A 25,887-nucleotide genomic window follows, 5' to 3' on the forward strand; every position below is an offset into this window, starting at 1 on the left:
ATACTGGAAGCAATGTGAGCAATGTCGTGCTCTTCTCCGGCAGAGCCACCGGTGAAGCGCAAGTGAATAATAATCATTCCTATTATCATCTGTAAAGCTTTATTGAGAATTTTTCTCATTCCCACACAGTTACTGCGCCTGCTTTCTGGACGATATGGCTGTTATTGCTGCTGGCGTGCGGGGGAGTTTGGGAACTCTTACCGGTTTGCGATACACTCTGGCTATTGCCTCAGAATCGTTGAGTTCTATGCTAAAAATTCTCTTCTCGCTGCTGCTGAGTTTCAGCGCTTTGAGCGCGTCTGCTGCGCCTGCGGAATCGATCCGTCAGACCGGCTTTGTCTATTGTGTAAACGGCAGCGTTAACACTTTTAACCCGCAGATGGTCAGCAGCGGCCTGGTGGTTGATACCCTGGCCGCGCAGCTCTACGACAGACTGCTGGACGTTGACCCTTACACTTATCGTTTAATACCCGATCTGGCGCAGAGCTGGGAAGTGCGCGATAACGGCGCAACCTACCGGTTTCATCTGCGGCGGAATGTCTCTTTCCAGCATACCGCCAGCTTTACGCCCCGCCGCACGCTGAACGCCGATGATGTGGTATTCAGTTTTGCGCGGATGTTTGACCGGCATCATCCGTGGCATAATGTTAACGGCGGCAGCTATCCCTATTTTGACAGCCTGCAGTTTTCCGACTCCGTCCAGAGCGTCAAAAAGCTGGATCGCTATACCGTGGAGATCCGCCTGAACGCGCCTGACGCCTCTTTTTTATGGCATATCGCTACCCACTACGCGCCGGTACTGTCACAGGAGTATGCCGCGCAGCTGGATGCCAAAGGGCAGCAGGAGAAGCTGGATCGCGAACCGGTGGGCACCGGTCCCTATCAGCTGAGCGAGTATCGTACCGGGCAGTATCTGCGCCTGGCGCGTAATCCCTGGTACTGGAAGGGCGTACCGCGCCTGCAGCAGGTGGTGATTGACCTGGGCGTTGGCGGCACCGGCCGTCTGTCAAAACTGCTGACCGGCGAGTGTGACGTACTGGCTTATCCGGCGGCGAGCCAGCTCTCGATCCTGCGCGACGATCCGCGTTTGCGCATGACGCTGCGCCCCGGCATGAATATCGCTTATCTGGCGTTTAACACCCGTAAAGCGCCGCTGGACCGGCCTGAAGTGCGGCACGCGCTGGCGCTGGCAATCAATAATGAGCGCCTGATGGAGTCCATTTATTACGGCACGGCGGAAACTGCAGCGTCTATCCTGCCGCGCGCCTCGTGGGCCTATGACAGCGACGCCCGCGTAACGGAATATAATCCGGACAAATCGCGCGCGGCGCTGAAAGCCCTCGGCATCGAAAACCTGACGCTGCGTCTGGTGGTGCCAACCACCTCCATGTCCTGGAACCCCAGCCCGCTTAAAACCGCCGAGCTGCTGCAGGCGGATCTGGCGCAGGTCGGCGTTAACGTTATTATCACCCCGGTTGAGGGCCGCTTTCAGGAAGCGCAGCTGATGGCGATGAACCACGATTTAACCCTGAGCGGCTGGGCCACCGACAGCAACGATCCTGATAGCTTCTTCCGTCCGCTGCTCAGCTGTGCGGCGATCCGTTCCCAGACCAACTATGCTCACTGGTGTTCCCCGGCGTTCGATGAGTCTCTGCAGCGCGCCCTGCTCTCTCAGCAGCTCTCCGCGCGGATTGAAAGCTATGACCGTGCACAGCAGCTGCTTGCTCAGGAGCTGCCGGTATTGCCGCTCGCCTCTTCACTGCGCGTGCAGGCGTACCGGCACGATATTCAGGGGCTGGTACTGAGTCCGTTTGGCAACGCCTCTTTCGCCGGCGTACATCGTGATGAGCAGAGCGGAGAGTAACCGATGATTATCTATTTACTGCGCCGTTTGCTGCTGCTGGTGATCACCCTGTTTCTGCTGTCGCTGGTGAGCTTCAGCCTGAGCTATTTCACCCCAAACGCGCCGCTCGAAGGCGCGTCGCTTCTCGATGCGTGGTGGTTCTGGACCCAGGGTTTGCTGCAGTTTGATTTTGGCGTCTCCAGCATTAACGGGCTGCCGGTTGATCTGCAGCTGCGTGAAGTTTTCCCCGCCACGCTGGAGCTGTGCGTTCTTGCGTTTGTGCTCGCGCTGCTGGCCGGGATCCCGCTCGGTATCTGTGCCGGCGTGATGCGTAAAAAATGGCCGGACAGAGCGATCAGCGCGCTGGCGCTGCTGGGCTTTTCCATGCCGGTATTCTGGCTGGCGCTGCTGTTTACCCTGTTTTTTTCACTAACGCTCGGCTGGCTGCCGGTATCGGGTCGATTCGACCTGCTTTATCCGGTGCAGAATGTCACCGGGTTTGCGCTGATCGACGCCTGGCTGAGTCCGTCGCGCTGGCGTCATGAGATGCTGCTGAGCGCGCTGTCACATATGGTGCTGCCGGTGATCGTGCTCGCCGTGGCACCCACCACCGAAGTGATCCGGCTGCTGCGCATCAGTACCAGTGAAGTGATGGATAAAAATTATGTTAAAGCGGCGGCTACCCGCGGCCTGTCGCGCTTCACCGTAATCCGCCGTCACGTGCTGCATAACGCCCTGCCACCGGTGATCCCGCGGCTGGGACTGCAATTTTCGACCATGCTGACGCTGGCGATGATCACCGAAGTCGTTTTCAACTGGCCGGGTCTGGGACGCTGGCTGATTAACGCCATCCGCCAGCAGGATTATGCGGCCATTTCCGCCGGCGTAATGGTGGCGGGCGGGCTGGTGATTATCGTCAGCGTTCTCTCTGATATTCTTGGCGCCGCCCTGAACCCGCTAAAGCACAAGGAGTGGTATGCCCATCGATAACGTTTACGCCGAGAAGCGGCTGCCAAGCACGCTGCGCCTCAGCTGGCATCACTTCTACCGCGATACGGGCGCGATGATCGGCCTGTATGGCTTTGGCACGCTGCTGCTGCTCTGCCTGTTTGGCCGGCTGATCGCGCCGTATGGCATCGATCAGCAGTTTCTGGGCTATCAGCTGCTGCCGCCCTCCTGGTCACGCTACGGCGACGTCTCATTTTTCCTCGGCACTGACGACCTGGGCCGTGATGTGCTGAGCCGTCTGCTGAGCGGCGTGGCGCCGACGGTGGGTTCCGCGCTGGTGGTGACGCTGCTGGCCGCGCTGGCCGCGCTGCTGCTGGGTATTCTGGCGGGCATGACGCGCGGCGTGCGTTCCGCCGTGATGAACCACGTTCTGGATACGCTGCTGTCAATTCCGTCACTGCTGCTGGCGATTATCGTGGTTGCTTTTCTCGGGCCGCAGCTGGCGCACGCCATGCTGGCGGTGCTGCTGGCGCTGATCCCGCGGCTGGTACGGGAGATCTACACCGCCGTGCACGATGAGCTGGAGAAAGAGTATGTTGTGGCGCTGCGTCTGGACGGCGCCCGCAATCTCAGCATTCTCTGGAACGCGGTGCTGCCCAATATCCTGCCGCTGCTGATTGGTGAGTTTACCCGCTCACTGTCGATGGCAATCCTGGATATCGCCGCGCTGGGCTTCCTGGACCTGGGCGCACAGCTTCCTTCGCCGGAATGGGGAGCGATGCTGGGAGATGCGCTGGAGCTGATCTATGTTGCGCCCTGGACGGTGATGCTGCCGGGTGCGGCGCTAATGATAAGCGTCCTGATTGTTAACCTGCTGGGCGACGGTATCCGTCGCGCGGTTGAGGCGGGAGCTGAATAATGCCGCTACTGGATATCCGCAATCTGACGATTGAGTTTATGACGCCCGAAGGGCCGGTCAAGGCGGTGGACCGCATTAACCTGACGCTGAGCGAGGGAGAGATCCGCGGGCTGGTGGGGGAATCAGGCTCCGGAAAAAGCCTGGTGGCTAAAGCGATCTGCGGCGTAACGAAAGATAACTGGCGCGTTACCGCCGATCGTATGGTGTTTGACGACATCGATCTGCAGCGTCTTTCGCCGCGCGAACGGCGTAAAATCATGGGGCACAATGTCTCGATGATTTTTCAGGAGCCGCAATCCTGTCTCGATCCCTCGGAGAGCGTCGGCCGCCAGCTGATGCAGGCGATCCCACGCTGGACGCATAAGGGCCGCTGGTATCAGCGCCTGTGGTTCTGGCGCAAAGCACGCGCTATTGAATTACTGCACCGGGTAGGTATTCGCGATCACAAAGATATTATGCGCAGCTTTCCCTACGAACTTACCGAGGGTGAGTGTCAGAAAGTGATGATAGCGATTGCGCTGGCAAATCAGCCGCGCCTGCTGATTGCCGATGAGCCGACTAACGCCATGGAGCCTACCACCCAGGCGCAGATATTTCGCCTGCTGAGCCGCCTGAACCAGAATAACAACACCACGATTCTGCTGATCAGCCACGATCTGCGCACCATGAGCAAATGGGCTGACCGCATTAACGTGATGTATTGCGGACAGACGGTGGAGACCGCGCAGAGCGAAGAGCTGATGAGCACGCCGCACCACCCCTACACGCAGGCGCTGATCCGCGCGATGCCCGATTTTGGCAGCGCGCTACCGCACAAAAGCCGTCTGAACACGCTCTCCGGCGCGATTCCGTCGCTGGAGCATCTGCCGATTGGCTGCCGGCTCGGCCCGCGCTGCCCCTACGCGCAGCGCAAATGCGTTGAAACGCCGCGCCTGACCGGCAGTAAATCGCATCTGTTTGCCTGTCACTTTCCGCTTAACCGGGAGCGTCAGTAATGGAAACCCTGCTGGAAGTACGCAACCTGAGCAAAACCTATCGCTATCGCACCGGGCTGTTTCGTCGCCAGCACGTCGAGGCGGTAAAAAATGTCAGTTTTACGCTGCGTGAAAAGCAGACGCTGGCAATCATTGGCGAGAACGGCTCCGGCAAATCCACGCTGGCCAAGATGCTGAGCGGCATGGTGGCTCCCAGTGCCGGTGAAATGCTGATTGACGATCATCCGCTGAGCTATGGCGACTACGGCTATCGCAGCCAGCGCATCCGGATGATTTTTCAGGACCCGTCGACCTCGCTGAATCCGCGCCAGCGCGTCAGTCAGATCCTCGACCTGCCGCTGCGTCTGAACACGGAGCTGGATGATGAGGCGCGCGAGCAGCGTATTATCAGCACGCTGCGTCAGGTCGGGCTGCTGCGCGACCATGCAGGATACTATCCGCATATGCTGGCGCCGGGCCAGAAGCAGCGCCTGGCGCTGGCGCGGGCGCTGATTCTGCAGCCCAAGGTGATCGTGGCCGATGAGGCGCTCGCCTCGCTGGATATGACCATGCGCTCTCAGCTGGTTAACCTGATGCTGGAGCTGCAGGAGAAACATGGCATCGCCTATATCTACGTCACGCAGCATCTTGGCATGATGAAACATATCAGCGATCAGGTGCTGGTGATGCATCAGGGTGAAGTGGTTGAGCGCGGCGGCACCGCAGATGTTTTAGCCTCGCCGCTGCATGAGCTGACCAAAAGGCTCATCGCCAGCCACTTTGGTGAAGCGCTGACCGCTGAAGCCTGGCGGCGCGCGCTCTGAATGCCGCCCGTCTCGCGGAAAACGCGGTGCGGTTTACCGTATTTGACACAGACGTGCTAGAATCCGCACGTCGATTAACGTCGGTCGTATACTTTTTAATCATCACGACCGCCAACAACAATGACCATAAGGATTACAGCTATGGGTTTTCTTTCCGGTAAGCGCATTCTGATTACTGGCGTTGCCAGTAAACTCTCCATCGCCTACGGTATTGCGCAGGCGATGCATAAGCAGGGCGCAGAACTGGCTTTCACCTACCAGAACGACAAACTGAAAGGTCGTGTGGAAGAGTTCGCTAAAGAATTGGGTTCAGACATTGTTCTGCCTTGCGATGTGGCAGAAGATGAGAGCATCACTGCCCTGTTCACTGAGCTGGCAAAAACCTGGCCAAAATTTGACGGTTTCGTGCACTCTATCGGCTTTGCCCCGGGCGATCAGCTGGATGGTGACTACGTCAATGCCGTGACCCGCGAAGGTTTTAAAATCGCGCACGACATCAGCGCTTACAGCTTCGTGGCGATGGCCAAAGAGTGCCGCGCGATGCTGAACCCGAATGCAGCCCTGCTGACCCTCTCTTATCTGGGCGCAGAGCGTGCTATTCCAAACTACAACGTTATGGGTCTGGCGAAAGCGTCGCTGGAAGCTAACGTACGCTACATGGCTAACGCAATGGGTCCGGAAGGCGTGCGCGTCAACGCCGTATCTGCGGGTCCAATCCGTACCCTGGCTGCCTCCGGCATCAAAGATTTCCGTAAAATGCTCTCCCACTGTGAAGCGGTTACCCCGATTCGCCGTACGGTGACCATTGAAGACGTAGGTAACTCTGCGGCCTTCCTGTGCTCCGACCTGGCAGGTGGTATCACCGGTGAAGTTGTTCACGTTGATGGCGGCTTTAGCATCGCTGCAATGAACGAGCTGGAACTGAAATAAGTTCTGCAGGGGCGAGCCTGACTCGCCCCACTCCCTCTCTGACCGCACTATATACCCATTCGATATTAATTATTCCCCTTCATTCTTTTGCCTGCGCATGACCATCAGCGACGATAAGCCTGCCCCCGAGTGGCGACACGCTTTTCAGAATTTCCCGTCGTACGCTCAGCCCGAATTTAGCGAAAGGATGGATTATGGAACAACGCCGTTTTACCGGCCATAACCTCTGGCTGTATGAAAGCCAGGCTCGCCCATACACCTCCACCACCGCCCCGCTGGTCCCCGAGGCCGCCCTGGTTAACGATCGATTCCTGCTCGGCCTGCAGCAGGAAGCAACGGTTTTACAGCCGCTGTTTCGCCATTTTCAGCCGGCGCTGCTGGCGGCTCGCGATGTAAGCCAGCTGCTGTTTCCTGACAGCCTGACGGCATCGCACACGCATACGCTGACACTCTACGACCGGCTGAGCGCGGCCCTGACGGTCGCCCAGGTAGCGGGCGTTCAGCGCCTGTGCAATCACTACTCAGCGCGCCTCAACCCGCTCCCCGGTCCCGACTCTTCCCGCGAGAGCAACAATCGCCTGACGCAGATGACGCAGTATGCTCGTCAGCTGGCGATGCAGCCGGCGCTGATTAACGCTCACAGCCTCGGCGCGCTGGAGGCGGTGGGACTGACAGAGCCCGATATCATTACGCTGACCCAGATTATCGGTTTCACAGGATTCCAGGCGCGGATGGTGGCTGGCGTGCAGGCGCTGCTGGCACAGCCGGTACGCTGGATCCCCGGCGCATCAGTGCCGCCCGACGCCTGCGCCACGCTGTTTGCTGAAGATAATCTCTGCTCGCCCGGGCTGAAGCCGCTGGAGCGACGTTACGCCAGCCCGCAGCAGCTGAGCGCGCAGGCTGACTGTCTGAACGATAGCGATCTGGAGCCGCTGAGCTGGCTGCTGATGTATGATGCGCCGGTTCTGAGCGGCCTGCAGCGCCTGAAACAGCAGCTGATGCCGGTTAACCCTGAGGCGGAGGCGCTGGCGCTGGCGGTCAGCGCGCGTATTCACGGCTGTCGTCAGCGTTTTACACGCTATGCCGGTGAGCGGCGGGAAGTGTTACTGGCTGACGCTGCGCATAATCGCGACGCGGTGGCTGCGCTGAGCGGGCAGCTGACGCGTCAGCCCGATCGGTTTAGTGCCGCCCACCTGCAGCCGCTGATCAACAGCGGCTGGGATCATACCGCCCTGTTTACGCTGTTGCAGAGAGTGGCGCTGGCCAGCTGGGAAGACCGGCTTACTATGGCGCTGGCAGAGACGCGTCAGTCATGAAGATGGCGGCGCGCCTCATCAAAAAAGTGCTGCGCCAGCGGTGAGGCACGTCCCGGCTCTGCGATTACCAGCGCAGCCTGTCGTCCCATTGGTGCCATATCGATCGGGCGCCGCGCCAGGTTCTGCAACAGTTCGGGCAGCAGATGCCCGCACGGTGAAACCATCACGCCGAGGCCAACCTGCGCGCTCTGCAGCAGCTGCATAATGGATGCGCTCTCAACTATTACACGCGGCAGCAGGCCGGTTTCGCGCAGCTGCCCGTCCAGATAGCGCCGGAAATAGCGCGTGGGTTCAGCCAGACAGAGCGGCTGCGCCGCCAGGGTATGCAGTGAGAGCCGCTGCTGCTTCAGCAGCGCCGGAAAGTGCTGCGGGTTAAAAATCGCTTCCACCCCGCCGTCGTTCAGCAGTGCCGTCTGAAAATGCAGTTCGCGCAGAGCGGTGAGCTCAAAAAAGCCGATCCCGCCGTCGACGGTATGGCTGTTTAGCGCTTCCAGTAGCTGATCGGCGCTCATCGCCGCGACGCGATAGTCCAGCTGAGGATAGCGCGTCTCGACCGCTTTAAGCAGCGCCGGCAGCGCCACGCTGCACTGCGGCATCACGCCCAGCCGCAGCGTGCCGTTTACGCCATGTTTGAGAGATTCAACCTCCAGCTTCAGTCCCTGATAGACGGAAACAATTTCCCGCGCCCAGGTCAGCACCCGTTCACCTTCCGGGGTAAAGCCGTCAAAGTTATTACTGCGGTTAATCAGCGATAACCCCAGCTCACGCTCGAGGTTTTTGAGCCGCATTGAGAGCGTGGGCTGGCTGACAAAACTCGCTTCTGCCGCCCGACCAAAATGGCGCTCCCGCTCAAGATTACACAGGTAAATTAATTGTTTTATGTCTATTTTGATTACCTATCAATGACTTATGAACTATAAAACATCTGATAAAATTATTATGTACTAACCTGCGTAATAAATAAAAAATTGCTCAGATACAGAGTGCGGATCATCAGGTAGCTCAGCATGAATGTCAAAATGAAACATCTCTGTTCCGCATCTCGCACGTTACCTTCTCATTACGATGACATCATTCAGCGGCTCACTTTCGATCACCTCGACCTCTTCTGTCACCAGGCTGTTGCGGTATATTTTCCCCAGCCCGGAGTAGCCGTTCCACTAATACGCAATCCTGTTTCCCGGTTTTACCTTCGCGGCTGAGTCAACCAGCAGAAAACCATCCGGGATATCCACGCGGAACGTGGTCGCCGGGTTGGAGATGAATACCGGGTTGAGGCTGAGCCGCGGCTCTATGGAGTCGTGTGCCGGTGAAGTGAATCCCATCAGAGGCCACCGTCAGCGTTGAACCGGAACCACGTCATATGCTCACCCTCCTGCGTTGAAGCGTCGCGGAAGGTCGTCGTGTCGCTCCGTACCCGGTCATTGGCTGCTTTGTGAGGTGCCAGTTAACGCGCCCCAGCCTCTCTGCAACGTCGCCAGTGATGACGATGCAGCGGTCTGATGGCGCGCGCTTCATGAAACTGATGAATGCTTCTTTAATCTGCTACCCGGTAGCATGATCAAATCCTGCTCTGATGATAACTGTGTATAGACACAGCAGTATCGAACGGTGGATCTGATCAGGATACGTCAGAGGTATATTCTTCAATGCTGCTTTCCGGCATGACGACCAATGACAGCCAGTGCATACACATAGTTGCGGCATAACGCCGCGCCAGATTAATCAAGGCTGACCTGTGTCAGAGCACATTAATCAAATCACTAATGCCTGCAGCATTACAGGAACGCCGCCCTGCAGTTCCCGCGCAGTACGGACCCGGTTTATCAGAACGAGGAGAAATAAGTTGTGAAATGGATTTTACTATCAGGAATTTTAGTTTCGAGCGCAGTCATGGCGGACGGTCAAAGCTTCTATACTCCAGAGGTTCGATGCCTGAATGACCACACCATCCCCTTCATTGAGACCCGTATCCCGCCGAAGAAAGTCGTTGATGATGCTTACGCACAATGCAAGCCTGAACTTAATGAGTGGATGAAGTTGCAAGAGCCATTGCCTGATGAAATGAAGCAGCATATGCGCAAAGAGTTGTATGACTTCTATATCAGAATGATTGATATACGACGAAAATATGACGCTAAAAAAGCCGCAGAAGCTGCTCGCTAAGGCGGTTTATCAAAAGGAAGCTGAATGATGAAAATTAACGTGGTTTTCGAGGATACCGGCGCTGAAGAGGTACATGATTTTGATACCAAACCCTGCGCCGGGGATCTGGTGACGCTGATGCGTAATGGGAAAGGAGAAGATTTTATAGTTATCATCGGGCCTGACCCAGACCACACTCATGATTATGGCCCTGATGGACATCCAGCAAAGGCTTCAGTAAGGCCTGCATAACACCGGATAAGATTTAACCAACCGTCCCTGAGGCGGTTTTTTTTATATCTGATATCCGGAGAATCATAATATCCGACATTGCAGATGATGCGTCAGACCCTGAGATAGTCAATGCAGAAATTGCTATGGCTAACCGGCCACGCCCGGAGCCGCGGTCCCCCTTCTGCCGTAATGGGGACTGCGGGGAACCTTCCCGCGATGGATACAGCTACCGCAGCCGGGAATGCAGAGAAGAGCATGAAGTTATCTGACCAAAGACGAGCCGGAGAGGAATATGTGAAACGTCCAGCAGACCCGCACCTGGTGGGCCTGCTGCGTTCAACATTGTGTCGAGTGGTTCGAAAATTAGGCTTTAATTTTCACCTGATATGTCCATTGCAGAAGTGCACCCAAAACGAGGTACATTTCCATCATCTCTTCATTATTTTCTGCACTAGCTGTTACTCTCTCGCTAGTCGTAAGGAATTGAATTAGCTCGGACAATTGAGCTGATACGGCTGTGTGTGTGTCCACTCTGTTCCTGAAAGGTTAAAAGACCGCCGTATATCTTTGGAGGATAAAGTAAAGCCTATCAACTGTAGGCCAAAAAAAATCAAAAGCAAATATATTGCATTAGAAATACCACTTTTATCTTTCGTACCTGTTAGCCCAAATCGGACTACCCACTCATTAATCTTTATCACGCTCTGCGTGAGAAGGTGTTACGGCTATAAAAGCGTTTCAGAAGTAACTCATCAGCAGAATGGAGAGGCCGGTTACTGTGATAACCCACGAGAGAAAGGCACGCTGCTGTGTTTAGTTCATTCAGAAATGAGTGAAGCCATAGAGGGAGAGCGTAAAAATCTTATGGATGGCCACCTGCCGTATCGCAAGATAGCAGAGGTTAAACTGGCTGATGCCGTTATCCGCATCCTCGATTACGCACATGCTTTTGGGTATGACTTTGAGGGCGCTTTGGTTTACGCCGCATTGCAGTATTGTCAAACGCTCCATAAATGGTCCGGATTTCGTCATCATCAGGAACACGCTTCGTAAGCTTCTTTATACCAAAATCGTTCGCTTTCAGGGATTGTACCGGGGTCGCTTCTGCCATCCTGGCGCACAACTCATGAATGTGCCGGTTCATGAAATGTCACTATTCGCCTGGTAATACCCGGAACGTTCCTGGGTATCTCCCTGATTAACTCACTCCATGTATGCCTGCCAGCAGACTCATGAGGTAAATGGCCGGTTTTCAGAGACATACGAATTTTAAACGAACGGAGAATTCCGGCAGCATCTTTCAGGTTAGCCCGCGCGTAAACCCTGTCCCATCCCCGTATAAGCTTTTCAGCAGTCATAGCTGTGACATTTTTTTATAGCGCGCAGCAGGGTACGTGTAAATATCCATGCCCTCTTCCGGTTCACGCCCGATGTTGATTGATTCTTCACGGGCCCCTTTAAGGCTGAGTGCCGGATAGCCGCCCGCGTCAACTTGCCGCTGTTTATCAGTAACCGGTAGTGCATGTGAAAAACCACTTTGCCCTTTTTGCAAATCCGTACGGATAGCTCGTCACGATCGGTTTTCTCAGAAACCTTTTCATGCTCTTTACCCATGAACGACCATGATTAAGTATCTGTAAGTGCTATTTTTTACGGTTAGTACATAGATTTTAATTACTCAAAGTACCCGATGTTATGTACTGATTTCAGGGATTCAGGTACGAATTGCCGGCATTATGAGGGGCAGGTCAGGGCAATAAATAAGGCTTAAGCCCTTAGTGCCCGGGATATTAAGGGATAATAAAGAGAGCCTGTTATTAAATTAATGACTACAGAGGTAAATTTGTTCTTTTATACCTCTTTTTCACCTGTCAATAACTTATGCAGGGCCAAATCCTTCGTTATAACGTTTATGTACGACCCGAAGTGATCATCTGTTTGAGGTAATGAGCGCAAACTTTGAAGACGTTGCCGGCGGCAATATAAAAGCGCGGCTGATGCAGAGCTTCGGTGATCAACGAATCGGGCTGGACCGCCGTCGGGGATTTTAACCCCGCTCTCTGCCCTAAGTAGCCAGCGCTCTGTCCAATGAGCTAACGGCGGATAACTGCGGTGCCAGACGTTTTCAGATTGCTGTTAAAGCAGCTGGTGAGCCTTACCCGATGGCAAACTGATACTGCCCGCGAAGGCAATTTAACGTATGACCTGATTATAACATATTGGTTACCCGACGATGCCGGGGCAGAGCAAAATAGAGGGGCAAGCGCGGTCTGGCCAGCTGTCAGCTGGCTCTGCCTGAGCCGGTAAGCGATACGGGCTGGGGGATAACTCATAAGCATTAATGATAAATAAACATTTACTTATAGGATTATTCTGATACATTAGGTGTGCAAAGATTGCACACAGCAAAAGGACTATAAAAATGAAAAAAGTCGCCACGCTTCTGGTTTTAACTGCAGCATTTGTTTTTTCAACGGCAGCGGTTGCCTGTCCTAAAGGGACCCACCCTCACGGCGGTACCGGCTCGCACCATGCTGGCGGTACGTGTTACTGATTCCTGTAAGTGCGTTTACAGGATAAAGAGCCAGCGTTGTTCTCAGCCAGCCCACCGACAGGTGGGTTTTTTTATGCACTCTGCGCTTCATAACCGGTAAGCGCTGCGCACAAAAAAGCTGCCCGCAGGCAGCTTCAGGGTAATGCCCTACCCGGCGCTTATCTCCGGCACTCGCAATGGCTTAGCTCTTGAAAGGGCAGCGTTACTATCGCAAATATCCGCCCGACGCTTTTAACAATGATTGCGATCCTCACTATTAGCAGGCTTACAAATCAGCTTACCCCGAGCGCCTGTTTGACTTCATTCGCAATTTTTTCAACCTGCGGGCCATAGATCACCTGCACATCATGTTCCGTCACGCGGTTAACGCCGTTAGCTCCGGTGGAAAGCAGCGTCTGATCAACTACCTCATTCATTGCCTTGACGCGTACCCGCAGGCGGGTAAAGCAGCAATCGACTTCCTCTATATTCGCTTCGCCGCCCAGACCGCTGATAATGACTCTGGTACGCTCGTCTGCCGTGACCTGCGGCGCTTTCTGCTCATCTTCACTCTCGCGTCCCGGCGTCTCTACCCCCATACGCGTGATGACCAGGCGAAACAGATAGTAATAAAGCGGCGCGTAACAGGCACCCAGCACCAGCGTCCACCACCAGTGAGTCTTACTGCCGCCGAGAATGCCGAATACCACCAGATCGATAGCGCCGCCCTGCACGTTGCCAATCATCAGGTGCAGCATCGACATCAGCATAAACGAGAGGCCGGTCAGCAGCGCATGCAGCACATAAAGTACCGGTGAGACAAAGATAAAACAGAACTCCAGCGGCTCAGTAATACCGGTGGTAAATGAGGTCAGCGCCCCCGCCAGCACCAGCGCTTTTACCCGCTGCTTATGCTCCGGACGGGCCGTATGGTAGATCGCCAGGGCGGCGGCCGGCAGACCAAACATCATGACCGGGATTTTGCCCTGCGCCAGAAACTGCGTGGCGGTGCGTACGGTGTCATCCGGAATCGCCCCCGGATGCGTCAGCGAACTGTTAAAGATATTGAGCGCGCCGACGACGCTCTGTCCCTCGACGGTGGCCATCCCGCCAATCGGAGTAAAGCGCACCGTCTCGTTCAGAATATGGTGCAGGCCGGTCGGGATCAGCAGCCGTTCGCACGCTCCCAGCAGAAAGGCGCCATATTGCCCGCTTTTACCAATCATCTCTCCGACCCAGGCAATACCGGCTCCGATAGTTGGCCAGATGAGCGCCAGCAGCACGCCCGCCAGCGGCAGCACAACCACGGTAATAATCGGCACAAAACGGCGTCCGCCAAAAAAGCTGATCGCCACCGGAAGCTGCTGAGTATAAAAGCGGTTGTGCAGTACTACCGTAAGCAGCCCGGCAATCACCCCGCCCAGTACGCTCATGTTGTAGGTAAAAATGCCCAGCATCTGGATATATTCTGCCGACAGCATCATCGCGCTGGTTTGATCCATCCCCGCCTGCTGCAGCGCCTGCGGCGTGGTGGTTGCGGCGGTCAGCCCTTTGGCTGCCAGGGTGGCGCTGATGCCTGTGTTCATCATCAGATAACCAATGACGGCGGCAAAAGCGGCCGTGGGTTTCTCCGCTTTCGCCAGCCCGATTGCGCTGGCAACGGCAAAGAACAGCGGCAGGTTGGCAAAAAGTGCACCGGCAACCTTGCGGATAAAGCCGATGATCAGCTGTGGCACCTGCATCTGTGCAAAGGCTTCACCGGTGATCGCCGGGTTCTGCAGCGCAGCGGCCAGTCCGAGAAATATGCCAGCGGCGGCGATAACCGAGATAGGCATCATCAGCGCTTTACCAAACGCGTGGATCTGGCTGGTGAGTTGTTTCATGACGCGCTCCTTCACACGGTGAAAGAGCAATTATTAGCCACTATTACGCTGCTTACGCAGCCGCGTGTCTCTCAGAGCTGAGGTAATTTGAAGTAGATCACAGTTTGCCGCCATGGCGATAAACGCCGCCTATCGCTCAATTAAGTCAATCAATTAGACAACCTCTGTTCTCAGTCGCACACTTCTTTTCAACAGAAGACATATTCTGATAACAACTCATAAACAATAAGCCTGCGACTACCATGAAATTTAAACGTAAAATTCAGCCTTACCGCGCTGCTGCCGGCGGCTGGGGTTCACTGGAAGCGACCACCCGTTTCGTATTTGACAGCAAAGCTGCCCTGAAAAATATGCGTAATCTGATGCGCATGAACAAAGCGCGCGGCTTCGACTGCCCCGGCTGTGCCTGGGGCGATGATAATAAAAGTACGTTTAGCTTCTGTGAGAACGGCGCCAAAGCGGTGACCTGGGAAGCGACGCGACGCGTGGTCGAGCCTGAGTTTTTTGCTCAGCACAGCGTCAGCACGCTCTATCAGCAGAGCGACTATTTTCTCGAGTATCAGGGGCGTCTGACGCACCCGATGCGCTATAACAGCACCACCGATCACTATGAACCCATCAGCTGGGATGCGGCGTTTGCGCTGATTGCTCAGCACCTGAAAGCGATGGACCATCCCGATCAGCTGGAACTCTACACTTCCGGGCGCGCCAGCAATGAAGCCTCCTGGCTCTATCAGCTGTTTGGTCGTGTGATGGGCACCAATAACTTCCCTGACTGTTCCAACATGTGCCATGAAGCCAGCGGCAGCGGCCTGAAACGCAGCATCGGTGTCGGAAAAGGCACCATTCGTCTCGACGATTTCGATCACGCTAACGCCATTTTTGTGCTCGGGCAAAACCCGGGGACCAACCATCCGCGCATGCTGCACAGCCTGCGTCACGCTGCCGATCACGGCGCAAAAATTGTGACATTTAATACCCTGCGTGAACGTGGTCTGGAGCGCTTTGCCGATCCGCAAAAGCCGCTGGAAGTGGTCACATCAAAAGCTGGTACCATTAGCTCTGCCTACTATCAGCCCAACCTCGGTGGCGATATGGCTGCCCTGCGCGGCATGGTGAAAGCGCTGCTGGAAGTGGAGCGCGCGCGCCTTGCCGCCGGTGAGCCGGGCATTTTCGATCGGACGTTTATCGCCGCAAACACGCAGGGCGTTGAGGCCTATCTGGACGCGGTAGATAACACCTCGTGGCAGCAGATTGTGCAGCAGTCAGGCCTGAGCGAAGCGCAGATCCGCGAAGCGGCGGCCATTTATCAGAGCGCGGAACGGGTGATTATCACCTGGGCGATGGGGATCACGCAGCATAAGCACTCCGTCGACACCGTACGCGAAATCGTCAACCTGCAGCTGCTGTTTGGTCAGCTGGGTAAAAAAGGTGCCGGCCTTTGCCCGGTACGTGGCCACAGCAACGTGCAGGGCAACCGCACCATGGGTATCGATGAAAAGCCTTCTAAGCCTTTCCTTGATGCCATGGGCGCCCATTTTGGTTTTGAACCCCCGCGTAATGCCGGTCACAATACCGTTGAAGCGCTGGGCGCCATGCTGCGTGATGAAGTGAAAGTGCTGATTGCTCTCGGTGGCAATCTGGCGGCGGCAGCGCCCGACTCTCCGGTTACGGAAGCCGCGCTGCAGCACTGTGGTCTGACGGTGCATATCAGCACCAAGCTCAACCGCAGTCATCTGGTGCCGGGTCATGAAGGGCTGATCCTGCCTACGCTGGGCCGAACCGAGCGCGATCGTCAGGCTGGTGGTAATCAGTTCATTACCGTTGAGGACTCATTCAGTATGGTTCACGCTTCAGAAGGCGTGGGCATCCCGCTGGCGGAGACGCAGCGTTCAGAAACCGCCATTGTGGCAGGTATCGCCCACGCGACGCTGGGCAGCGATCATATCGACTGGCTCGGCATGGCGGCGGACTACAATATTATCCGCGATCATATCGCCGCAACGATCCCGGGCTTTGCTGATTTCAATACAAAGTGCGACCAGCCTGGCGGTTTTTATCTCGGCAACGCGGCGGCAGAGCTGCGCTTTAATACGCCATCGCAGCGTGCTGAATTCAGCGCGTCCGCCCTGCCCGACTCGCTGTTTCCTCAGCTCGGCAGCGACGTGACCGTGCCGTTTACGCTACAGACGCTGCGTTCACACGATCAGTACAACACCACGATTTACGGTCTCGACGATCGCTATCGCGGCGTCTATGGTCAGCGTGAAGTGGTGTTTATTCATCCTGAGGATATGGCGGCGCTGGGCTTTACCGAAGGCCAGCAGGTGGATATTGAAACTCTCTGGAATGATGGCCTGACCCGTCGCGTCAGCGGCTTTAAACTGGTGCCTTACAACATTCCGCGCGGGAATCTCGCAGCCTACTATCCGGAAACCAACCCGCTGGTACCGCTCTCAAGCTACGGCGATATCAGCGGAACGCCGACCTCTAAATCGGTGCCGGTGAAGCTCACGCTTAGCGCCGCCCTGCCCACGCAGCGTATCGCCTGATTACGCGTTATTCTCTGAAACAAAAGCCGCGCTCTGCGGCTTTTTAACCCGTTTTAACCTTGCCGCGCGCCCCTGATTCGCGTAAAACTGTCCACCGCTCTTAGGCCACGAAACTGACTAAATTATGTTCCAGGATAACCCGCTGCTCGCGCAGCTGAAAGAGAAGCTTCACGCGCAGACTCCGCGCGCCGAAGGCGTTGTGAAAGGCACAGAAAAAGGCTTTGGCTTCCTTGAAGTTGATGCTCAGAAAAGCTACTTCATTCCGCCACCGCAAATGAAGAAAGTGATGCACGGCGATCGTATCACCGCGGTAATCCACACCGATAAAGATCGTGAAAGTGCAGAGCCGGATACCCTGATTGAGCCGTTTCTGACGCGCTTCGTCGGCCGGGTGCAGAAAAAAGACGATCGTCTCGCCATCGTGCCGGATCATCCGCTGCTGAAAGATGCCATTCAGTGTCGCGCCGTGCGCGGTCTGACGCACGATTTCCAGAACGGTGACTGGGCTGTGGCTGAAATGCGTCGCCATCCGCTGAAAGGCGATCGCGGCTTTTATGCTGAGCTGACTGAATTTATCGTTACCGCAGACGACCACCTGGCGCCGTGGTGGGTCACGCTGTCGCGCCATAACCTGGAGCGCGAAGCGCCAGAGAGTGAATGCGGCGGAATGCTGGATGAGCAGCTGACGCGTGAAGATCTCACCGCGCTGAACTTTGTCACCATCGACAGCGCCAGTACGCAGGATATGGACGATGCGCTCTATGCGGAAGCGCAGGCGGATGGCAGCCTGCTGCTGACCATCGCTATTGCCGATCCGACCGCTTACGTAGCGGAAGGCAGCGAGCTTGATAAGCTGGCCGCCCGGCGCGCGTTTACCAACTACCTTCCCGGCTTTAACATTCCTATGCTGCCGCGCGAGCTCTCCGATAATATCTGTTCGCTGCGCCCGCATGAGAAACGTCCGGTGCTCGCCTGCCGGGTGACGGTCCAGCCGGATGGCGCACTCGCTGACGACGTGCATTTCTTTGCAGCCTGGATTGAATCCAAAGCCAAACTGGTTTACGACAACGTCTCAGACTGGCTGGAAAACAGCGGCAGCTGGCAGCCGGAAAATGAGGCGATTGCTGAGCAGATCCGTCTGCTGCATCGTCTCTGCCTGGCGCGCAGTGAATGGCGTCAGACCCATGCGCTGGTATTTAAAGATCGCCCCGATTTCCGCTTCCTGCTGGGAGAGAAAGGCGAAGTGCTGGATATTATCGCTGAACATCGTCGTATCGCTAACCGCATGGTTGAAGAGGCGATGATTCTGGCCAACATCTGCGCGGCGAACGTGCTGCAGAAAAAACTGGGTTTTGGCATCTACAATCTGCACACCGGCTTCGATCTGGCCAACGCTGAACAGGTAGCCGGCGTGCTGGCTGGTCACGGCATTACCGTCGATCCGCAGGCCATTACGACACTGGAAGGGTTCCGTCAGATGCGTCGCGAACTCGACGCGCAGCCGACACAGTATCTCGACAGCCGCATTCGCCGTTTCCAGAGCTTTGCTGAGATTGGCACCGAACCCGGCCCGCACTTTGGTCTGGGTCTGGATGCCTATGCGACGTGGACCTCACCGATCCGTAAGTTTGGCGATATGATCAACCATCGCCTGCTGAAAGCTATTGTGCGCGGTGAGAGCATTGCCCGTCCGCAGAGTGACGTTACGGTTATTATGGGTGAGCGTCGTCGCCTTAACCGGATGGCTGAGCGCGATGTGGGTGACTGGCTTTATGCGCGTTTCCTGACGCCTTTCGCCGGCAGCGAGCGCAAATTCAGCGCCGAGATCATTGATGTATCGCGCGGCGGTATGCGCGTACGCCTGCAGGAGAACGGTGCGGTGGCCTTTATTCCGGCGCCGTTTATTCATGCGGTACGCGATGAGCTGGTCTGCTCGCAGGAGAGCGGCACGGTGCAGGTTCAAGGTGAAGTGGTGTATCGCGTCACCGATATTATTGATGTCACCATCGCCGAAGTGCGCATGGAGACCCGCAGCGTGGTTGCCCGCCCGGCAGCCTGACGGCGCTCATAGTGCGGGATAACAGATGTTATCCCGCCTCTTCTTTTCTGCTCTGCTTTAAAATTTGTATCGCGCTTCACACTTCTGCTTTTACTACCTTTCGTTAACATTTTTTTACCTTACTTTTAACTCGTTGTATTTCGCTTGCCTTTTTTTCCGGCCTCTACAAGGAGTTAACTCATGAACAACGTCAAAACCGGCATCGTCTGGTTAGCAGTGGCGTTAATCGGTGCTGGCGCATTTGCCATGCTTGCGCTCAGTCGCGGCGAACATGTCAATGCGGTCTGGCTGGTTATTGCATCGGTCGCCTGCTACAGCATCGCCTACCGCTTCTATAGCCTGTTTATCGCCCGCCGCATCTTCGAACTTGACGATCGCCGCCGTACGCCGGCAGAGCGCCTCAGCGATGGTCTGGATTATGTTCCGACCAACAAATGGGTGCTGTTTGGTCATCACTTTGCCGCCATTGCCGGTGCAGGACCGCTGGTCGGACCGATTCTGGCCGCACAGATGGGCTTTCTGCCGGGCACTATCTGGATCCTGGTAGGGGTGATGCTCGCCGGCGCGGTGCAGGACTTCCTGATCCTGTTTATCTCTACCCGCCGTGACGGGCGCTCGCTGGGTGAAATGGCGCGCCAGGAGCTGGGCTCTTTTGCCGGCGTGGTGACGATGCTCGGTGCGCTGGGCGTGATGATCATTATTCTCTCTGCGCTGGCGCTGGTGGTGGTTAAAGCACTCGCTAACAGCCCGTGGGGACTCTTCACCATCGCAGCTACCATTCCCATTGCGCTGTTTATGGGCGTCTATATGCGCTTTCTGCGTCCGGGAAAAATTGCTGAGGTTTCCCTTATCGGTTTTGTACTGATGATGGCAGCGATTATCTATGGAGGCGATGTGGCCGCCGATCCTTACTGGGGCCCCTTCTTTACCCTTAAAGGCACAGAGCTGACGTGGGTGCTGGTGATCTACGGTTTCGTCGCCTCTTCGCTGCCGGTCTGGCTGCTGCTGGCACCGCGCGACTACCTCTCCACCTTCCTGAAGATTGGCGTTATTGTCGGGCTGGCAATAGGAATTCTGTTTGCTATGCCGGAGCTGAAAATGCCGGCGGTCACAAAATTCATTGATGGCACCGGCCCGGTGTTCTCCGGTGCGCTCTTCCCGTTTTTGTTTATCACTATTGCCTGCGGGGCTATCTCCGGGTTTCATGCGCTGGTCTCCAGCGGCACCACGCCTAAACTGGTAGAGCGCGAAAGCCATATCCGGTTTATCGGTTACGGCGCCATGCTGATGGAGTCGTTCGTGGCTATTATGGCGCTGATCTGCGCCTCGGTACTGGACCCGGGCGTCTACTTCGCCATGAACTCCCCGGCTGCGCTGATTGGAACCACCGTCGAGAACGCGTCGCAGGTGATTAATGGCTGGGGCTTTGTTGTCACGCCGGAGATGCTGAGCGGCATTGCACGTGACGTCGGTGAAAGTACGGTGCTCTCACGCGCCGGTGGCGCACCCACCTTCGCCGTGGGTATGGCACACATCATCACCGAGGTATTCAACAGTCGCGCGATGATGGCGTTCTGGTATCACTTTGCCATTCTGTTTGAGGCCTTATTTATCCTGACCGCCGTGGATGCCGGCACCCGCGCCTGCCGTTTTATGGTGCAGGACTTAGTGGGTACCGTGGTTCCGGCAATGGGCAGCAACCGCTCCTGGCTGGGGAATATGGCCGGCACCACCGTTGCCGTTGCCGGCTGGGGCTTTTTTGTCTATCAGGGGGTGGTCGATCCGCTGGGCGGGATCAATACGCTGTGGCCGCTGTTCGGCATTGGTAACCAGATGCTCGCCTCAATGGCGCTGATCCTCGGGACAGTGGTGCTGTTTAAGATGAAAAAACAGCGCTACGCGTGGGTCACTATTCTCCCTACCGCATGGTTATTTATCACCTCGATGACCGCGGGCTGGCAAAAGATTTTTCATGAAAAACCCGCCATCGGCTTTCTGGCTCAGGCGCGCAAATTTCAGCAGGGCATCGACAATGGCATCGTGATCGCCCCGGCCAAAAGCGTGGCGGATATGCAGACCATTATCTTCAGCAATCAGATCAACGCGGCGCTGTGCGGCTTCTTTATGCTGGTTGCAGCCACCATGCTGGTTGCCGCCTTCTTTGTTATTCGTCGTGCGCTCCGCAGCACCGCACCGACCGTGCGCGAAGCCGAGGTTTCACTGCGTAAGGAGGTACGCCATGTCTGAGTCCATCTATCGCTGGACGCCTCCCGGCGCAGGCTGGCAGATAAAGCGCTGCTTACTGATAGTGAGTGCCGCTGATACCCCGCCGCTCTCCCGCTGGCAGCAAATCTGGCGCGGATTGCAGCAGAGCTTTCGTTTAATGGTTGGCGTGCACGATTATCAAACTTATCTGAAGCATATGCGCCTCCATCATCCTGAAACGCCGCCCATGGATGAGCGCACTTTTCACCGGCACTGTCTCAATGCCCGCTTTCCGAGCCAGGCTGGAAACCCCGGCAGATGTCCCTGCTGATGATTATAAGCCCCGTTTTCGGGGCTTTTTCGTGCCATTCTTTAATAAAAACAAAAATATATTCGGTTTGCATCTTGTGCTTACGCAGGAGGTTGAATACTGTTGCTAAAATAATGAGATAGAGTCTTAGAGACATGGCCGGAGGAAGTTTAAATGACCGATGAACAGGGGCAAACCTTGCTGTATGCCTTGTTTGGCACCACCAGCCCCCATTGGCGGTTAACCTCTGACAGTGACGCACTGCATTTTGCCGAAGATGAAAATGCCAATACCAATCTGGCCGTTTCGCTTACTCCGGCGCAGGCCAGTCTGTTACGGGCGATGACGGTGATCACCTCCAGCATTAATCTTACTCTGCCGCTGCACGGAACCCCGGTGCCAATGCACTTTGTCGGACGTAAAGTGAACCAGTCTACCTGGGCCGGCACCGCCTCTGCATGGGGTGATACGTCGTCGGTTGCCCGCGATCTCACCCAGGGACTCTCTTTCGCCGAACAGGTGGTATCTGAAGCTAACTCGGTTATCGTTATCCTCGACCAGCGCGGTAACATTCAGCGCTTTAATCGTTTGAGTGAAGAGTATACCGGCCTGAAAGAGCAGGAAGTTATCGGTCGTAACGTCTTTCAGCTATTTATGACCCGGCAGGAGGCGCAGGCTTCACGCCGTAATATCACCGGTTTTTTCCGCGACGGAAATTCGTATGAAGTTGAGCGCTGGGTCAAAACCAAAAAGGGTCAGCGACTGTTTCTGTTCCGTAATAAGTTCGTTCACAGCGGCAGCGGGAAAAATGAAATTTTCCTCATCTGTTCCGGTACGGATATCACCGAAGAGCGACGGGCACAGGAGCGGCTTCGGGTGCTGGCAAATACCGATACGGTCACGGGTTTGCCTAATCGTAACGCTATTCACCAGCAAATTAGCCTGGCACTGGAGCTGGCGAACGGTTCTCAGACCGGCGTGGTCTACCTCGATCTCGACAATTTTAAAAAGGTAAATGACGCTTACGGTCATATGTTCGGCGATCAGCTGCTGCAGGCGGTATCGCTGGCTATCCTCAGCTGCCTGGGCAAAGATCAGACGCTGGCGCGTCTTGGCGGCGATGAATTTGTGGTGCTGGCTGAGCATACCAGTCAGGCGGCGCTGGAGGCGATGTCGTCGCGTATCCTTGAGCGGCTGCGGCAGCCCTTTCGCATCGGGCTTATTGAGGTTTACAGCGGCTGTTCTATCGGGATCTCACTGGCTCCCCTGCATGGCGAAGATCGCGAAAGCCTGATCCGCAATGCGGATACGGCCATGTATCATGCCAAAGAGAATGGCCGCGGCAAGTTCTGCATCTTCACCAGCGAAATGAACAAGCGGGTCTTTGAATACCTCTGGCTCGATACCAATCTGCGTAAAGCGCTGGAGCAGGATCACCTGGTGGTCTATTACCAGCCTAAGGTCGATCGCGACGGCGAGGTGCGCAGCGCCGAAGCGCTGGTACGCTGGAACTCTCCGGAACGCGGCATGGTCTCGCCCGGCGACTTTATCCCCTATGCCGAAGAGTCCGGTCTCATTGTCCCGCTGGGCCGCTGGGTCATGCTTAATGTGCTGCAGCAGATTATAAAGTGGCGCAGTGAAGGCATTTTTCTGCGCGTTGCCGTCAACGTCTCCGCGAAACAGCTTATCGATCAGAGCATCTACAGCGATCTGAAAAATGCGCTGGGCGAAGCGGGGCTGACGGAATCCCCGATCGATATTGAATTAACTGAAAGCTGCCTGATTGAGAATGAAGCGGGTGCGCTTAAGCTCATGAAACAGTTTCAGGAGCTTGGGGCGCAGGTACATCTTGATGACTTTGGCACCGGCTACTCCTCCCTTTCTCAGCTGGCACGGGTACCCATTGATGCCATTAAGCTGGATCAGAGTTTTGTCCGGGATATCAACAAACAACCGGTTTCGCAATCTTTAGTGCGCGCGATTGTGGCGGTTGCCAAAGCCCTTGAGCTGCAGGTGATTGCAGAGGGTATTGAAACCAAAGCGGAAGAGAAATTTGTTCTCACTAACGGTGTGGATGGGCGCCAGGGCTATTTTTACGCCAAACCAATGCCCGCAGAACAGCTCGGGCATTGGCTGAAGCATCCTGCCCGTGTTTAACGCTGCGCGGAAGTGTTATCCGGCTTTACGTAATGAAGCACTGTGGCGATTTTGTAACTGCACCAGGCGCTCCATATAGGCGATATCCTTGGGTTCAAGCGTAAAGGCATAATCTACCCAGTCCTCCGTAATATCCATCAGTTCAGCACGTGACAGCTGCAGTACGCGCTGGCGCGCTTTCAGCATGGCACGCACGCCATTCAGCTTCGGCCGTAAGGTATCGATAAAGGTGCGCGTCGCGCGGTACGCTTCACCCGGCTGGAACACTTTATCGACCAGGCCGCGCGTCTCATACCACTCCGCACTGTGCGACTCCCCTTCACAGATCAGCTCTTCTGCCAGCTTCATACCGGAACGACGCGCGACCAGCGAATAGCCACCCATTCCCGGGAACAGATTAAACGCAATCTCCGGGAAACCGAGACGCGCGCTGTTCTGTGCCAGAATGAAATGGTGCGCCAGCGCGGCCTCAAAGCCTCCGCCCAGAGCGCTGCCTTCAATCATCGCCAGCGTTACCGCGCCAGTATCAAACCCGCGAGCCGCCGAGTGAATGCAGTCGACGCAGGCCCGGGCATAGGCACGCAGCGCTTCGCGACGGTTGTTGCGAATGCACTCAACAAAAAAGCGCAGATCGCCACCGGCGTTGAACATCTGTGGGACTAAAGAGCCGGTTACCCAGAAATCGATCGGCAGTCCGGAGCGCTGAGCCGTATAGCTCAGGTTCATGATCTCCTCGATTAATTCATGGTTGAAGCTTGGGCGTGGCTGAGCCCGCAACATCATCCACATGGTGCGACGCCCTTCCTCGTAGTAAGCAACAAGTTGGGTGGTCTGTCCCGCTTCGGTAAACAGGCGGCAGGTTGGTTGGTTAATAACGGTCATAGTCTCATCCTCTAATATTTATGTGATGCGTTTAACGCCACATCAGCGTAATGCAGAGTGAGGCCAGACCAAATGAGAGATTGATTTATAAAGCAAAATCCAGAAGTATCCCTGAACAGGGGGGGGAAAAATCATTAGCGCCATTTCAGGATAGAGCAGAGCGAAAGCCAGAGTACATGAGATCGCCTAACGCGTTGTGAATAAAGACGATTTAGCACACTGCACGCGCGTGAATCACGCATCGTTAGCCAGGAATTTACTGATGCAGCGATAAAAAAAGCGCCCGCAGGCGCCTGAGGCTGTAAGAACAGCCTTATTGTCCATACCACGCATTTTTACCGTGTTTGCGCAGGTAGTGCAGATCCAGCAGATTTTGCGAGATAGGCGGGAGTTCAGCTCGCAGCTGTTCGGTATGCAGCGCCATATAGGCGACCTCCTCCAGGACCACCGCACTGTGTACTGCCGCCGCCGCATCGCTGCCCCATGCGAAAGGCCCGTGAGAGTTAACCAGCGCTGCGGGAATTGCGGCGGGCTGAATATTACGATGGGCAAAAGTTTCGATGATGACCTGTCCGGTATTCCACTCATACTCCTGCTCGATCTCCATGCGCAGCATGGCGCGGGTGCAGGGGATCGTGCCGTAGAAATCATCCGCGTGGGTCGTGCCCCAGGCGGGTATGTCGCGTCCTGCCTGTGCCCAGATGGTTGCATGCCGCGAGTGCGTATGAACGATACCGCCAATATCGGGCCACGCCTGATAAAGCGCACGATGCGTGGCCGTGTCCGATGAGGGTCGTAGCGCGCCTTCGATCACCGCACCACTCTCCAGATCTACCACTACCATGTCATCCCGCTGCATCTTTTCATATCGCACCCCTGAAGGCTTGATCACCAGTACACCCTGCTCTCTGTCAATGGCGCTGACGTTGCCCCAGGTGAACGTGACCAGGTTGTAGCGCGGTAAATCGAGATTCGCTTCCAGTACCTGCTGCTTTAGCGCTTCCAGCATCATTGTTCTCCACCAGTCTGTGATAGAGAGATTGTGCGCAGAGAGGGGATCGGATGTTATGGAAAGAATGGCTGAATGCTCAGTGGAAAGTCGCTGTCTCGTCATAAATGCGGCGCAGATTCAGCGTTTTCTGTCTGACGACTGCGCCGCAGCGTTTAAAATTA

The 25,887-nt window shown here is 55.8% G+C and carries 20 protein-coding genes and 1 tRNA gene; 15 read left to right on the top strand and 6 right to left on the bottom strand.

Translation table 11 applies throughout. The features are described 5' to 3' along the window. Positions 1–247: 247 nt before the first annotated feature. The 7 genes from sapA to B4M48_RS09605 all read left to right on the top strand — a co-directional run bounded on the left by sapA (position 248) and on the right by B4M48_RS09605 (position 7,754). Complete coding sequence (gene sapA, locus B4M48_RS09575; RefSeq protein WP_039384504.1) at positions 248–1,864, top strand: ABC transporter substrate-binding protein SapA; 1,617 nt, start codon at positions 248–250, stop codon at positions 1,862–1,864. Positions 1,865–1,867: 3 nt separating this feature from the next. Further along, positions 1,868–2,833 (top strand): putrescine export ABC transporter permease SapB, encoded by a 966-nt coding sequence (gene sapB, locus B4M48_RS09580; RefSeq protein ID WP_071668853.1) that lies wholly within the window; start codon positions 1,868–1,870, stop codon positions 2,831–2,833. Next, on the top strand, positions 2,820–3,710 hold the full coding sequence (gene sapC / locus B4M48_RS09585) for a putrescine export ABC transporter permease SapC (protein ID WP_039384510.1): 891 nt from the start codon (positions 2,820–2,822) through the stop codon (positions 3,708–3,710). The genes sapB and sapC overlap by 14 nt, the downstream gene beginning before the upstream one ends. After that, the gene (gene sapD, locus B4M48_RS09590; protein ID WP_039384513.1) at positions 3,710–4,705 is read left to right on the top strand and encodes a putrescine export ABC transporter ATP-binding protein SapD; all 996 of its coding nucleotides are present in this window, start codon (positions 3,710–3,712) and stop codon (positions 4,703–4,705) included. The genes sapC and sapD overlap by 1 nt, the downstream gene beginning before the upstream one ends. Then, complete coding sequence (gene sapF / locus B4M48_RS09595; RefSeq protein ID WP_039384515.1) at positions 4,705–5,508, top strand: putrescine export ABC transporter ATP-binding protein SapF; 804 nt, start codon at positions 4,705–4,707, stop codon at positions 5,506–5,508. Before sapD ends, sapF begins: the two co-directional genes overlap by 1 nt. Before the next feature lie 141 nt (positions 5,509–5,649). Further along, positions 5,650–6,438, top strand: coding sequence for an enoyl-ACP reductase FabI (fabI, locus tag B4M48_RS09600; RefSeq protein ID WP_039384517.1), 789 nt, complete (start codon positions 5,650–5,652; stop codon positions 6,436–6,438). Positions 6,439–6,632: 194 nt separating this feature from the next. Beyond that, positions 6,633–7,754, top strand: coding sequence for a CMD domain-containing protein (locus B4M48_RS09605; protein ID WP_039384520.1), 1,122 nt, complete (start codon positions 6,633–6,635; stop codon positions 7,752–7,754). Here B4M48_RS09605 and B4M48_RS09610 read toward each other — a convergent pair. Beyond that, complete coding sequence (locus B4M48_RS09610) at positions 7,745–8,641, bottom strand: LysR family transcriptional regulator (protein ID WP_039384523.1); 897 nt, start codon at positions 8,639–8,641, stop codon at positions 7,745–7,747. The genes B4M48_RS09605 and B4M48_RS09610 overlap by 10 nt on opposite strands. Positions 8,642–8,914: 273 nt before the next feature. Next, on the bottom strand, positions 8,915–9,079 hold the full coding sequence (locus tag B4M48_RS09615) for a hypothetical protein (RefSeq protein ID WP_158448517.1): 165 nt from the start codon (positions 9,077–9,079) through the stop codon (positions 8,915–8,917). A 523-nt stretch (positions 9,080–9,602) separates the two neighbouring features. Between B4M48_RS09615 and B4M48_RS09620 the strand changes: the two genes are divergently transcribed. From B4M48_RS09620 to B4M48_RS09630, 3 genes are all read left to right on the top strand, one after another. Beyond that, a complete protein-coding gene (locus B4M48_RS09620) occupies positions 9,603–9,920 on the top strand; it encodes a hypothetical protein (protein ID WP_039384526.1) in 318 nt (105 codons plus the stop codon). 24 nt (positions 9,921–9,944) lie between these two features. Then, on the top strand, positions 9,945–10,151 hold the full coding sequence (locus B4M48_RS09625) for a hypothetical protein (RefSeq protein WP_288656491.1): 207 nt from the start codon (positions 9,945–9,947) through the stop codon (positions 10,149–10,151). A 549-nt stretch (positions 10,152–10,700) separates the two neighbouring features. Further along, entirely contained in the window at positions 10,701–11,186 is a 486-nt protein-coding gene (locus B4M48_RS09630) for a hypothetical protein (protein ID WP_224144702.1), read from the top strand. 975 nt (positions 11,187–12,161) lie between these two features. On the opposite strand, the gene B4M48_RS09635 is transcribed toward B4M48_RS09630, so the two are convergent. Both B4M48_RS09635 and B4M48_RS09640 read right to left on the bottom strand, forming a co-directional pair. Further along, a tRNA-Lys gene (locus B4M48_RS09635) sits at positions 12,162–12,236 on the bottom strand. 723 nt (positions 12,237–12,959) lie between these two features. Then, positions 12,960–14,549 carry a PTS transporter subunit EIIC gene (locus tag B4M48_RS09640; protein ID WP_039384533.1) on the bottom strand — a complete coding sequence of 530 codons (1,590 nt, stop codon included), beginning with the start codon at positions 14,547–14,549 and terminating at the stop codon, positions 12,960–12,962. A gap of 242 nt (positions 14,550–14,791) precedes the next feature. Here B4M48_RS09640 and B4M48_RS09645 point away from each other — a divergent pair, with 242 nt between their 5' ends. The 5 genes from B4M48_RS09645 (at position 14,792) to pdeR (ending at position 23,832) form a co-directional block, all read left to right on the top strand. Next, a complete protein-coding gene (locus tag B4M48_RS09645; protein ID WP_039384537.1) occupies positions 14,792–17,101 on the top strand; it encodes an FdhF/YdeP family oxidoreductase in 2,310 nt (769 codons plus the stop codon). Positions 17,102–17,225: 124 nt separating this feature from the next. Next, positions 17,226–19,160, top strand: a complete 1,935-nt coding sequence (locus B4M48_RS09650; RefSeq protein WP_113655177.1) for an exoribonuclease II — start codon at positions 17,226–17,228, stop codon at positions 19,158–19,160. 180 nt (positions 19,161–19,340) lie between these two features. Then, positions 19,341–21,407, top strand: a complete 2,067-nt coding sequence (locus B4M48_RS09655; protein WP_288656495.1) for a carbon starvation CstA family protein — start codon at positions 19,341–19,343, stop codon at positions 21,405–21,407. Next, the gene (locus B4M48_RS09660) at positions 21,400–21,696 is read left to right on the top strand and encodes a YbdD/YjiX family protein (RefSeq protein ID WP_039384547.1); all 297 of its coding nucleotides are present in this window, start codon (positions 21,400–21,402) and stop codon (positions 21,694–21,696) included. The genes B4M48_RS09655 and B4M48_RS09660 overlap by 8 nt, the downstream gene beginning before the upstream one ends. A gap of 153 nt (positions 21,697–21,849) precedes the next feature. Further along, positions 21,850–23,832, top strand: coding sequence for a cyclic di-GMP phosphodiesterase (gene pdeR / locus B4M48_RS09665; RefSeq protein ID WP_039384551.1), 1,983 nt, complete (start codon positions 21,850–21,852; stop codon positions 23,830–23,832). A gap of 15 nt (positions 23,833–23,847) precedes the next feature. Here the strand turns inward: pdeR and B4M48_RS09670 are convergent, their stop codons facing one another. Both B4M48_RS09670 and araD read right to left on the bottom strand, forming a co-directional pair. Further along, on the bottom strand, positions 23,848–24,714 hold the full coding sequence (locus B4M48_RS09670; RefSeq protein ID WP_039384553.1) for a crotonase/enoyl-CoA hydratase family protein: 867 nt from the start codon (positions 24,712–24,714) through the stop codon (positions 23,848–23,850). A 313-nt stretch (positions 24,715–25,027) separates the two neighbouring features. Beyond that, positions 25,028–25,723 (bottom strand): L-ribulose-5-phosphate 4-epimerase, encoded by a 696-nt coding sequence (araD, locus tag B4M48_RS09675; protein ID WP_039385955.1) that lies wholly within the window; start codon positions 25,721–25,723, stop codon positions 25,028–25,030. Positions 25,724–25,887 lie beyond the last annotated feature (164 nt).

The sequence above is a fragment of the Pantoea sp. UBA6567 genome (assembly GCF_002434165.1).
Taxonomy (GTDB): Bacteria; Pseudomonadota; Gammaproteobacteria; order Enterobacterales; family Enterobacteriaceae; genus Pantoea; species Pantoea eucrina.

What these genes read in the sequence shown, in the direction of transcription:
- B4M48_RS09645 (WP_039384537.1), top strand. Translation starts at nt 14,792, where the DNA reads ATGAAATTTAAACGTAAAATTCAGCCTTACCGCGCTGCTGCCGGCGGC.
- B4M48_RS09625 (WP_288656491.1), top strand. Translation starts at nt 9,945, where the DNA reads ATGATGAAAATTAACGTGGTTTTCGAGGATACCGGCGCTGAAGAGGTA.
- B4M48_RS09615 (WP_158448517.1), bottom strand. Translation starts at nt 9,079, where the DNA reads ATGGGATTCACTTCACCGGCACACGACTCCATAGAGCCGCGGCTCAGC.
- B4M48_RS09640 (WP_039384533.1), bottom strand. Translation starts at nt 14,549, where the DNA reads ATGAAACAACTCACCAGCCAGATCCACGCGTTTGGTAAAGCGCTGATG.
- sapA (WP_039384504.1), top strand. Translation starts at nt 248, where the DNA reads ATGCTAAAAATTCTCTTCTCGCTGCTGCTGAGTTTCAGCGCTTTGAGC.
- sapD (WP_039384513.1), top strand. Translation starts at nt 3,710, where the DNA reads ATGCCGCTACTGGATATCCGCAATCTGACGATTGAGTTTATGACGCCC.
- sapF (WP_039384515.1), top strand. Translation starts at nt 4,705, where the DNA reads ATGGAAACCCTGCTGGAAGTACGCAACCTGAGCAAAACCTATCGCTAT.
- B4M48_RS09655 (WP_288656495.1), top strand. Translation starts at nt 19,341, where the DNA reads ATGAACAACGTCAAAACCGGCATCGTCTGGTTAGCAGTGGCGTTAATC.
- pdeR (WP_039384551.1), top strand. Translation starts at nt 21,850, where the DNA reads ATGACCGATGAACAGGGGCAAACCTTGCTGTATGCCTTGTTTGGCACC.
- B4M48_RS09670 (WP_039384553.1), bottom strand. Translation starts at nt 24,714, where the DNA reads ATGACCGTTATTAACCAACCAACCTGCCGCCTGTTTACCGAAGCGGGA.
- B4M48_RS09660 (WP_039384547.1), top strand. Translation starts at nt 21,400, where the DNA reads ATGTCTGAGTCCATCTATCGCTGGACGCCTCCCGGCGCAGGCTGGCAG.
- sapC (WP_039384510.1), top strand. Translation starts at nt 2,820, where the DNA reads ATGCCCATCGATAACGTTTACGCCGAGAAGCGGCTGCCAAGCACGCTG.
- B4M48_RS09650 (WP_113655177.1), top strand. Translation starts at nt 17,226, where the DNA reads ATGTTCCAGGATAACCCGCTGCTCGCGCAGCTGAAAGAGAAGCTTCAC.
- araD (WP_039385955.1), bottom strand. Translation starts at nt 25,723, where the DNA reads ATGCTGGAAGCGCTAAAGCAGCAGGTACTGGAAGCGAATCTCGATTTA.
- fabI (WP_039384517.1), top strand. Translation starts at nt 5,650, where the DNA reads ATGGGTTTTCTTTCCGGTAAGCGCATTCTGATTACTGGCGTTGCCAGT.
- B4M48_RS09605 (WP_039384520.1), top strand. Translation starts at nt 6,633, where the DNA reads ATGGAACAACGCCGTTTTACCGGCCATAACCTCTGGCTGTATGAAAGC.
- sapB (WP_071668853.1), top strand. Translation starts at nt 1,868, where the DNA reads ATGATTATCTATTTACTGCGCCGTTTGCTGCTGCTGGTGATCACCCTG.